Here is a 10,555-nt window from a genome sequence, read left to right as displayed (position 1 = left end):
GGGGGGGGGTGGGTGGGGTGGGGGGGGGGGGGCGGGGGGGGGGGGGGCGGGGGGGGGGCCGCCCCCCCCCCCGCCCCCCCCGGCGGGCCGGCGCCCCCCCCCCCCCCCCCCCCCCCCCCCCCGGCTCCGCCCGGCCCCCGCTGCTCAATCGCCGCAGGGGCTTGATTTGCTCACCCGCACACCACCTGGTCCCCGGTAACCGCCCCGTAAGACCCCGCGTCAGCGTCTTGCGCCCGCACCTTCCGCACCCCCTCGTAATCCGTCCCGGCGACGACCTTCAACATCGGCCCGAGCCCGTCCACCGCCTTCATCTCCGCCCCCGGCAACGCCGCGGCCAACGACTTCGCCGACCGATCCCACCCGGGGTCGTACAACACGGTCGTCCGCTTCGCGGTGAGCTCGTCCGCGTTGACGGGCGCCCCCGTCGTCCGGAACCCCGTCCGCTTCAGCGCCGAGTCGACCTTCTTGCCGAGCCCCGAGGACTTCGTCCCGTTCTCGACCTGGACACGGATCTCCTTCGGCGAGACGTCGACCACCGCCGCCTTCTTCGCCTTCGACCGGTGCGGAGCGAGCGGCTTGTCCTCGCGCAGCGACTTGAACAGCGCCGCCGACTTCTTGTCGTCCCACTTCACCGTGGAGCCGATGTTCGGCACGGGGTAGCTCATGTTCCCGATCGGCACGGTCGTGAACTCCGAGGACGACGGCGAGAAGTTCCGCATCGCCCGCGCCAGATCCACCATCTCGTCCGACCCGAAGCCCCTGTCGGCCCGCACCGAGCTGAGCATCGTAGAGGCGACACCGCGGAACCGGACCGGATTGAGCAGCACGCCCGACGACGTCGCCTTCGAGATCAGCGCCGCCATGAACCGCTGCTGGCGCTGCATCCGGCCGATGTCGCCCGCACTGTCCATGTGCCGGGCCCGCACGTACTGCAGGGCCTCGCCGCCGTTCAACCGGTGCGTGCCGGCACCCAGATCGAGACCGGTGTAGGAGTCCTTGAGCGGGGAGTCCGTGCAGATGTCGACGCCGCCGAGCTCGTCGACCGTCTTCATGAAGCTGGTGAAGTCGACCTCCAGATAGTGGTCGAGCTTCACCTTCGTCATGTGCTCGACCGTGCGCAACGTCAGAGCGGGCCCGCCCTCCGCGTACGCCGCGTTGAGCTTCACGGGGTGCGCGTGGTGCTTCTCACCGCTGTTGATGTCGGTGTGCTCCGGCATCTCGGCGTACGAATCGCGGGGGAGGGAGACGACGGAGGCGCGCTCGTGGTTCGCCGAGATGTGCACGATCATCACGGTGTCCGTGCAGTGGCAGGGTGCGCCGCCGAGCTTGTACTTCCGGCGCTGCTCGTCGCTGATCTTGTCGCGGCCGTCGGTGCCGACGAGCAGCACGTTCATGCCGTCGCCCGCCGCGGGCCGGTTCTTCATGTCCTTGAAGGGATCGATCCGGTGCAGCCCGGCGTCGATGCCGGTGACGAGCGCGTGCCCGACGCCGGCCGCGGCGAGCACCATGACGGAGACCGCCGTCGCCACCCGCATGGCCCACCGCGATTTCTTCCTGAGCGGCGGCCGGCCGGGCCTGCGGGCCTGCCCCTGGGGACGGGAAGGCCGCTGCGGACGGTCGGGGGAGCGGGGCGGCGTGGGCACCGGGGGACACCTCCGCGACTGTGGGCGTGGGACGCGAGCACAGTAGGCCCATACGATCTGCTGCCCACGGCAGCGACTCGGCGGCGCGCGCCCGTGTCCCCCATTAGCGGTAACGTGACCCGCGATGAACGCAACCGCCAACTCTGTCACGCAGCTCCCGGCCGTCTCCGTGATCATGCCCATCCTCAATGAGGAGCGGCATCTGAAGGAGGCCGTCGAGGCGATCCTGGCGCAGGAGTACGACGGCGAGATGGAGGTCGTGCTCGCCCTCGGCCCCTCCACCGACCGTACGGACGAGGTCGCGGCGCGGCTCACCGCGGAGCACCCCAAGGTGTCCACGGTGCCGAACCCGACCGGCCGCACCCCCGCCGCCCTGAACGCCGCGATCAAGGCCTCCCGCCACCCGATCGTCGTCCGGGTCGACGGTCACGCCGCGCTCTCGCCCGGCTACATCGCCACCGCCGTGCGCCTCATGGAGGAGACCGGCGCGATGAACGTCGGCGGCATCATGCACGCCCAGGGCACCAACGCCTGGGAGCAGGCCGTCGCCGCCGCGATGACGTCGAAGATCGGCGTCGGCAACGCCGCGTTCCACACGGGCGGCGAGGCGCAGCAGGCCGAGACGGTCTACCTGGGCGTCTTCCGGCGCGAGGTGCTCGAGAAGCTCGACGGTTACAACGAGGAGTTCATCCGCGCCCAGGACTGGGAGCTGAACTTCCGGATCCGCGAGTCCGGCGGCCTCATCTGGTTCTCGCCCGAGCTGCTGGTCGACTACCGGCCCCGGCCGAGCGTCAGGGAACTCGCCAAGCAGTACCGGAACTACGGCCGTTGGCGGCACGTCGTCGCCCGCTTCCACTCCGGTTCGATCAACCTGCGCTACCTCGCCCCGCCGACCGCCGTGTGCGCGATCGCGGCGGGCATCGTGGTCGGCGCCGCCCTCACGCCGTGGGGCTTCGTGATCCCCGGCGGCTACCTCGCGGCGATCGTCGCGGGCTCGATCCCGGCGGGCAAGGGGCTGCCGCTGAAGGCGCGCGCCCAGATCCCCGTCGCGCTCGCCACGATGCACATGACGTGGGGCTGGGGCTTCCTGACCAGCCCGAAGTCCCTCGCCAAGAAGGTCATCGCCTCGCGCCGTCCCGCCGTGCCGCAGGAGCCCGCGGTCAACTGAGCGTCAACTCTTCTTCGGGGCGCGGGAGTTCGACTCCCGCGCCCCGTTCTCGTAGGAGCTACCAGGTGTAACCCGGTTCGACCTTCATGCATTTGGAGTCGTCCGCGCCGTTCTGCGTCTGCTCCTTGTCCAGGGCCTTGCCCGCGTCCTCGTTCTCGTTCTCGTCGTCCGTGGACTTCGGGTAGGCGGTGCCCGTCTTCCAGTCGGCGCCCACGATCAGCGTCACCCCGGACACCTCCGTCGACTCCTCCACCGAACTCAGCGGAATCCCCAGGGACTTGGCGACCGCCTGCGCGTCGCCCTCCAGGTCCGGCGAGGGGTAGCGGACCACCGTCTTGTCCTCGACGAGGGACTGCGCCTGGTCCGGGACCGCCTGCGTGAAGCCGTCGGCGGTGAGGGCCTGCGCCACCTGTGCGGCCCGCCCGGGTGCCGCGGGCGTCGTCGCCGTCCGCGTGCCGTTGCGCACCTGCACCGCGATCTTGTCGTCGGCCGCGGCCGGATCGTCGGACGTCTCGTCCTTCGGCTTCTTCTTGGCGTCCTTGTCCTTGCCGTCGAGCGCGATGTCGTCACGGAGCAGCCGCCACAGCGCGTCGGCGTCCTTCGCCTTCGGCGCCACGCGCGCACCCTCGTACACGAACGGCATCGTCGTCATCGTGATCCGCTTCGGTGCGGGCCGCTTCAGCTCGTTGCTCAGGTCGTACAGCTTCTTGACCGTGTCGAGGCCGTCGTCGACACCGAGCGCGTCCGTCGCCTTCTCGGCGAGCGTGCGCAGCTTGCCCGGGTGGCTGAACGTCGCGTTCTCGCGCAGCTCGCGCACCATCGAGCTCATGTACATGTGCTGCGCCTTGGCGCGCGCGATGTCGCTGCCGTCCTCGAAGCCGTGTCGCGTCCGCAGCCATTGCAGGGCCTGCTCGCCCTTGACGGACGTCGTGCCCTTCTTCAGCTTCAGGCCGGAGCCTTCACCCGAAGTGTTCCTGGAGTAGACGTTGGCGTCGACGCAGACCGGTACGCCGCCGATCGCGTCCGCCATCGACACGACGCCCGAGAAGTCGACCATCATGTAGTGGTCGATGTGGATGCCGGTCATCTGCTCCCAGGTGGCGACCGTGCAGCCGGCGCCGCCGCGGGCCAGCGAGGAGTTCACCATCTGCCGGGAGAACGTGGCCGCGTACACCTTGCCGGTCTTCGGGTCGGTGCACTTGGGCAGCCGGGTCAGGGTGTCGCGGGGCATGCTCACCACGGACATGTTGCTGCGGTCGGCCGACAGGTGCAGCAGCATCTGTACGTCGGCCAGCGGGGCGGAGCCGACGCTCGCCTTGTGCCCGCCGAGCTTCAGGTTCTCCTTGGTGTTCCGGCTGTCGGAGCCGATCAGCAGGATGTTCAGCGGCCGTTGACCCGCCGCGTTCGGCGTCGGTTCGGGGACCTTGTGCTCGCCGAGGTTGAGCTTGCCCGTGTCGAGGTTGCCGTTCAGATGCCGGTAGTAGAGGTATCCGGCGCCCGCCGTGCCGATGATCAGGAACGCGAGGATGCTCGCGGTCCAGCGAAGTATTCGTCGTCTGCGGCGGCGCGGCCGGACGCCCGCGCGCTGCCTGCTGCGGGTGGTACGGCCGCGGCTGTCCGCGTCCCCGCCCGCGGTGTCGCCGCCCGGAGCCTCCTCGTACAGGCTGTCGTCCCACCCCAGGTCGGACGCCTGATCCGGTGGTTCGCCCCGCCCGGCAGGCCGCCGTGTGCGCTCCCCACGCACAGTGCCTCGCCCCATGTCCTACCCCGCCCTCCCCGCCCGGTGACAGCGACTCGGCCGCCCACTGTCACTTGCTTAGACAGTCAACAGGCGGCCAAGGTTGGTCACTTGGCGCACACAGCCTTGTCCGCTGTTGTCTTGTCGACCTCCGGCGCCTTTGCCGAAGCTCCGTCGACGGGTGTCCCCGCACCCTTGAAGTCGCCGCCGAGGATGAGGGTCATCGCCGGCAGCCCCTGATCGTTCTTCTCGCTCTTGCCTTCCTTCAGCGCGGACGCCGGAAGGCCCATGATGTCCGCGAGCCGCCGGGCCTGATCGGCCTGGTCGGGCGCGTATTCGAGGCTCGTCTTCGCCTGGTTCGGCTTGTTGCCCATCTGGCTCGACTTCAGTACGCCCTCAGTGTTCTGCAACTCCGTGAGAGTTTCCTGAGCGGCGCCCGTCCTGCCGCTGCCGTTGTAGATGTTGACGCGGACCGCGGAGGCGGCGGACTTGGGGCCCTTGAGCTTCGCGTCCTGCTTCTGCTTCGCCTTCTTCTTCGTCTCCGTGAGGGAGACGTCGTTCTTGATCGCGTTGAAGACCGGGGGCCCCGCCGTCGGGTTCACGACGACGGTCACCGGCTGCGGCTCGGCCGGGTTGTCGATCACGGGCACCGTCGTGAACGACAGGTTCTTCGGCGGCACCTTCCTGATCTCGAGTGCCAGGTCCTTGAGGCTGTTCAGGCTGCCGATGCCCTTGTCGACGGTGAGCGCCTTGGTCGCGGCCTCGGCGAGGCTCGTCAGCTTGCGCGGATTGGTGAGCGTGTCGCTCGAACTCATCTTGCGGGCGAGCGAACCGAGGAACTGCTGCTGCACCTTGATCCGGTCCAGGTCGCCCTGGTTGCCGAAGCTGTGCCGGGTGCGCAGGAACGCCAGCGCCTGCTCGCCCTGCAGATTGTGGGTGCCAGCCGACAACTTGAGGTGCGAGTCCGGGTCGTTGACGTCCTTGGCGACGCAGACGTTGACCCCGCCCACGGCGCTGGACAGCGTCTTCACCGCGTTGAAGTCCGCCATCATGAAGTGGTCGACGGTGATGCCCGTGACCGCCTTGACGGTCTTCATGACACAGCCGGCGTCGCGGTCGTCCTGACCGAGGCTGGTGTTGAAGCGGACGTTCGGCGTGCCCTTGATGGTCTTGAGCGAGCCGTCCTTCTGCTTCACCTGACAGTCCGGCACGTCCACGACGAGGTCGCGCGGAATGCTCAACGCGGTCGCGTTCGTACGGTCCTTGGAGACGTGCAGCAGCACGTTCGTGTCCGCGTGGCCGACGCTGCCCTTGTCCCCGTAGCCCTCGTTGCCCTTGCCGGTGCGCTTGTCGGTGCCCATGACGAGGACGTTGATCGCCTCGTCCTTGGCGAAGCCGTTCTTGGCGCCGACCACGTCCTGCGAGGTGATGTTGCCGTTGAGGTGCTCCCAGTACCAGTAGCCGGCTCCGGCGCCCACCAGGACGACCATGGCCATGCCGCCGGCCGACCACAGCATGATCTTCTTGGCCTTCGACTTCTTCTTCGGCCGCGAACGCCGCCGGCCGGAGCCCTGCTCCTGCGTCGCCGGAGCCTCGCGGCGTCTGCGCTGCGGGGGAACGTCGCGCCGGCCTCCGCCACCCTGCGGGTTGCCACGGCGCTGACCGCCACCGCGCGGGGCGGCGCGTCGAGGGCTCGGCACTCCCGACTGCCCAGCGGAGGGGGTCAGTCGCAGTTCGTAGTCACCGGTGTGGGGGTTGAGCACCCACTGATCTGCGGGGTCGATGTTCTCAGCCCGCCCACGGCCTTGCGCGTCCACGGTTGTCTGTGTCCTCCGTCGGGGCCACGCGGCGCCCCACCCCCCTTAAAAGCGGGCGCCCGGTCAAGTCGGTCAGTAGTGCGCGACCGGGCTCGCAAGCATGGCCGGGTGCACCGGATCGCTCACACTATCCGCCCAGTTCAGCGTCAAGCGAGGACGGTGACAAATTCCACTCCCCTACAACTGGGCAATCCGGGCCATTTCTTTGAACCTGTGAGTCAGATGATGACTTCCGCTTTACCCAGGGGCCGTTGAGGCGCCGTCCTGGCGTCCGGATTCAGCCGCTCTCAGTCGCTCTCAGCCGCTCTCAGCCGCAGGAGGCCTGCCCGGCGGTGTTGCCGCGGAAGGTGGGGGCGGGGGAGGCGCCGGGCTTCCCGTCGCTTCCGTTCGCGCCGTCGGACGTGCCGTATTCATCGGACCCGTCGTATCCGTCGGAGTCATCCGAATATCCATCTGATTCGACGCCTGTGCCGGATTCGTCCTGGGCGCCGTACTCCTCGTCCGCGGGCGCCTGTTCGGCCACCTTGACGGGCGTGTCCTTGCGCAGCCGCTTGAACAGCCGGTCGGCCGCGGGCTGGACGAGCTGGTCGCGGTTGGCGTCGTAGACGTACGACTCGCGGGGCACCGTCAGGAACTGGATGCGCTCGGCCGGGATGCCGCGCATGCCGCGCACCAGGTCGTAGAGCCCGCGCAGGCTGGCGAGCCCGGGATCGGTGGTCAGCGAGGAGGTGGCGGCGTCGAGCACGGGATAGAGCCGGGTCGGGTTCAGCAGCACGCCGTTGCTCTGCACCTTCGCGGCGAGCGCGCCGAGGAACCGCTGCTGACGGTCCATCCGGTCGGTGTCGCTGCCGTTGCCGAGGCTCTTGCGGGCGCGTACGTAGCCCAGGGCCTGCTCGCCGTTCAGATGGTGGGTGCCCGCGGCCAGCCGCACATGCGCGTCGTTGTCGTCCATCGGCCGGTCCAGGCACACGCTGACGCCGCCGACGGCGTTCACCATGTCCTTGAACCCCTCGAAGTCCACGACCATGTGGTGGTCGACCCGGACCCCCGTCATCTTCTCGACCGTACGGATCGTGCAGGCCGAACCGCCCACCTCGAAGGCGTAGTTGAACATCGCGTACATCGCGTCGTGCTTCGAGCCGTCGGGCTCCCGGCAGGCCGGCACGTCCGTCATCAGGTCGCGCGGGAACGAGACGGCCGTCGCGCTCTTCCGGTCCGCCGCGACGTGCAGAAGGATCGTGGTGTCGGAGCGCTGGGTGCCGTCGTTGCGGCCGTACTTCCCGTTCTTGCCCGCCCGCGAGTCGGAGCCGATGAGCAGCAGATTCTGCGCGCCCTCGGCGAGCACGGTGGGCCGTTCCTTCTCGTAGCGCGCGAGCTCGGCGGCGGTGTCCGTGTCCTCGGTGATGTTCCCGTTGAGCCGGTCGTACGCGGCCCAGCCGACGCCGCCCGCCACGAGCACCAGGAACGCCGCGCAGATCGCCGAGTACCGCAGCCATCTCCTGCGCCGCCGCACGCGCCCCGCGCCGGTGGGCGAGGAACCGTGGGCCGGCCCGGGGTCCGGGGGCGTGGCAGCGGAGTCGGTCACGTACAGGTCCCCTCATGGAAACGTAGGCGTACCTACGACCATGAACCCCGCCGCGCGGGCAGGCCGGTGGAGCTGAGCCGAACGGACTAGCAGTGCTGCCGTCCGGGGGTCAGCGGGCGGTCGCGGTGACCCGCTCGCTCTCCACGCGCTTGGCGAGGGCCTCTTCGTCGAGCCGGTCGAGGCCCCGGCACAGCACGACGGAACCGCCGGTGGCCAGCGGCGCGTAGAGACCCGCGGCGAGCCCCTGCCAGCTGTCGTACGCAAGACCGGACAGCAGCCGCGAACCGGGGCCGGTCAGGCCGAGCCCGGTGGCGTCGGCCGCGGCCTTCTCCACCACCTCGGCGCCCGTCCACTCGGCGCCTGCCACGACGAGCGCGGGCTCGTCCGCGTCGACGGGGGCGAACGGGGCGAACCGGTCGCCCTGCCCCGGCACTTCCACGGCGTAGTCGAGGAAGCCCTCGGGCGGCTGCGGGAACCGTCCGCCGAGCGGCCGCAGCGCGAGCGCGACCCGCTCCCCGGAGCAGGCGCGGGCGGCGTCGAGCGAATCGGGCCCGCTCACCACAAGATCGGCGCCGCCCGGATCCCCGCCCACATCGGCGACGACACCCACGGACGAACAGGCCAGCAGCCACACCGCGCTCTGCCAGTGGGCGGGCAGCAACAGGGCGAGTCGGTCACCGGGTTCGGCGTTCAGATCGCCCTGCAGCAGATTGGCGGTCTTGGCCACCCAGTTCGCGAGCGTGGCCACGGACAACTCCACGCGCTCCCCGGTCGCGTCGTCATAGAAGGTGACGAGCGGCCGCCCCGGATCGACATCGAGAGCGGCCTGCAGAAGAGCGGCGGGAGTACGCGGTGCACCATTCACACACCCAGCCTACGTCCCCGCCTTGGGTAATCGGCCGCCGGTGACGGCTCCCCACCCATGGCGGTCCACCGCGACCCGCCTTGGGTAATCGGCCGCCGGTGACGGCTCCCCACCCGTGGCGGTCGACCGCCACCCGCCTTGGGCAATCTGCCGCCTTGGGCGGCAGGGTGGGCAAGGCGGCACCCCGGTGCGGCGCAACGAACCCGCGGGCGCCGACCCCGGCACGGCTCAAACCCCGGTGCGGCGCAACGGAAACGACGGGCGCCGACCCCGGCACGGCTCAAACCCCGGTGCCGCGCAGCGAATCCTCGGGCGCCGCCCCGGCGCAGCCGACCACCCCGCCGCGGCGCGACACCCGTATGACCCTCCCCGATGGCCGCCGCCCAAGGATCCGCACACGATCGTGCGCATGCGTGGATTCCTTGCTTCATCGATCGGTGTCACCTGCGCGGCGGCCCTGGCGCTCCCGCTCACCCTGCCCACGGCCTCGCACGCCGCGCCGTCCCCGACGCGCGAAGCGATCCCCGGCAGCACCCAGTCGCTCCCCCTCGACCCCCTCGAATCGTCGCCCGGCAGCACCTCGACGCGCGCCGCCGGCGCTCCGCAAGAACAAGGGCTCACCCGCCGCGACGTGCGCCCCTTCTCCCTCGTCGGCGTCGTCTGGGACGACCCTGACGCCCAACTCCACGGCCACGTACAGGTGCGTACGCGCACTACGGACACCACCCGCTGGTCCACCTGGCAGGACGTGGAGACCCACAACGACGACGCCCCCGACCTGGGCACCCCGGAACGCGCCGCGGGCACCCTGCACGGCGCGACCGCCCCGCTCTGGGTCGGCGACAGCGACGGCGTGGAAGTACGCGTCAAGGCGGAAGAGTCCGAGGCCGAGCGCCCCGAACGTGCCGAGCCGCCGACCACCCTCCCGAAGGGCCTGCGTCTCGAACTCGTCGACCCCGGCGAAGAGCCCCCGCAGGGCTCCCGCGCGGAAGGCGCCAACGCCGGCGTCATCCCCGCCCTCGACAAGAAGCAGACGGAGGACGAGCTGATCGAGGCCCGCGGCGGCAAGCCGGCCGAGGCCGCGGCCCGCCCGTTCATCGGCCCACGCCCGCGGATCATCACGCGCAAGGGCTGGGGTGCCAACGAGAAACTCCGGGAACGCAAACTCGGCTACACCAAAACCGTCAAGGCCGCCTTCGTCCACCACAGCGCTTCCGGCAACAACTACCGCTGCTCGCAAGCCCCTTCAGTCATCCGCAGTATCTACCGCTACCACGTCAAGAGCAGCGGCTGGCGCGACATCGGCTACAACTTCCTCGTGGACAAGTGCGGCAACATCTACGAAGGCCGGGCGGGCGGCGTCGCCAAGCCGGTGATGGGCGCGCACACCCTCGGCTTCAACACCAACAGCACGGGCATCGCGGTCCTGGGCTCGTACGGCAGCTCCAACCCGCCGTCCGCGGCCGTCAAGGCCATCGCACGACTCACGGCCTGGAAGCTCGGCCTCTACGGCGCGAATCCGCGCGGGTCGACATATCTGAAGTCGGGCGGTGGAAATCTCTACCGCAAGGGAAAGAATGTACGACTCAAGGTGATCTCCGGTCACAGGGACGGTTTCGCGACCGAATGTCCGGGACGCCGGCTCTACAACAAGCTCGGCAGTGCCCGCACCAGCTCCGCCCACCTACAGGGTCGCTGACGCCGGCCGGCCTGGGCGCCTCGCACGGTCTGCATACACT

At 70.0% G+C, this 10,555-nt stretch carries 7 protein-coding genes; 2 read left to right on the top strand and 5 right to left on the bottom strand.

Translation table 11 applies throughout. From position 1 onward, the window contains the following. Positions 1 to 170 precede the first annotated feature (170 nt). Positions 171 to 1,535, bottom strand: a complete 1,365-nt coding sequence (locus ACIRHA_RS42740; RefSeq protein ID WP_403857509.1) for an LCP family protein — start codon at positions 1,533 to 1,535, stop codon at positions 171 to 173. A gap of 232 nt (positions 1,536 to 1,767) precedes the next feature. Here ACIRHA_RS42740 and ACIRHA_RS42735 point away from each other — a divergent pair, with 232 nt between their 5' ends. Further along, the gene (locus ACIRHA_RS42735) at positions 1,768 to 2,811 is read left to right on the top strand and encodes a glycosyltransferase family 2 protein (protein ID WP_403857506.1); all 1,044 of its coding nucleotides are present in this window, start codon (positions 1,768 to 1,770) and stop codon (positions 2,809 to 2,811) included. A 58-nt stretch (positions 2,812 to 2,869) separates the two neighbouring features. Here ACIRHA_RS42735 and ACIRHA_RS42730 read toward each other — a convergent pair whose 3' ends face one another. The 4 genes from ACIRHA_RS42730 to ACIRHA_RS42715 all read right to left on the bottom strand — a co-directional run bounded on the left by ACIRHA_RS42730 (position 2,870) and on the right by ACIRHA_RS42715 (position 8,816). Beyond that, positions 2,870 to 4,570, bottom strand: a complete 1,701-nt coding sequence (locus tag ACIRHA_RS42730) for an LCP family protein (RefSeq protein WP_403857503.1) — start codon at positions 4,568 to 4,570, stop codon at positions 2,870 to 2,872. An 86-nt stretch (positions 4,571 to 4,656) separates the two neighbouring features. Then, positions 4,657 to 6,366, bottom strand: coding sequence for an LCP family protein (locus tag ACIRHA_RS42725; RefSeq protein ID WP_403857500.1), 1,710 nt, complete (start codon positions 6,364 to 6,366; stop codon positions 4,657 to 4,659). A gap of 307 nt (positions 6,367 to 6,673) precedes the next feature. Then, entirely contained in the window at positions 6,674 to 7,951 is a 1,278-nt protein-coding gene (locus ACIRHA_RS42720) for an LCP family protein (protein ID WP_403857497.1), read from the bottom strand. A 109-nt stretch (positions 7,952 to 8,060) separates the two neighbouring features. After that, positions 8,061 to 8,816 (bottom strand): TIGR03089 family protein, encoded by a 756-nt coding sequence (locus ACIRHA_RS42715; RefSeq protein WP_403857494.1) that lies wholly within the window; start codon positions 8,814 to 8,816, stop codon positions 8,061 to 8,063. Between the two features lie 409 nt (positions 8,817 to 9,225). Between ACIRHA_RS42715 and ACIRHA_RS42710 the strand changes: the two genes are divergently transcribed. Further along, entirely contained in the window at positions 9,226 to 10,515 is a 1,290-nt protein-coding gene (locus ACIRHA_RS42710; RefSeq protein WP_403857491.1) for a peptidoglycan recognition protein, read from the top strand. Positions 10,516 to 10,555 lie beyond the last annotated feature (40 nt).

Origin of the sequence: Streptomyces sp. NPDC102360 (genome assembly GCF_044766085.1) — a bacterium.
Taxonomy (GTDB): Bacteria; Actinomycetota; Actinomycetes; order Streptomycetales; family Streptomycetaceae; genus Streptomyces.
The sequence above is the reverse complement of the archived record's forward strand: the minus strand, read 5'-3'. Positions and strand labels throughout refer to the sequence as shown.

Bases quoted from the DNA above. Each gene is read 5' to 3' on its own strand.
- ACIRHA_RS42740 (WP_403857509.1), bottom strand. From the start codon at position 1,535: ATGCGGGTGGCGACGGCGGTCTCCGTCATGGTGCTCGCCGCGGCCGGC.
- ACIRHA_RS42735 (WP_403857506.1), top strand. From the start codon at position 1,768: ATGAACGCAACCGCCAACTCTGTCACGCAGCTCCCGGCCGTCTCCGTG.
- ACIRHA_RS42730 (WP_403857503.1), bottom strand. From the start codon at position 4,570: ATGGGGCGAGGCACTGTGCGTGGGGAGCGCACACGGCGGCCTGCCGGG.
- ACIRHA_RS42710 (WP_403857491.1), top strand. From the start codon at position 9,226: ATGCGTGGATTCCTTGCTTCATCGATCGGTGTCACCTGCGCGGCGGCC.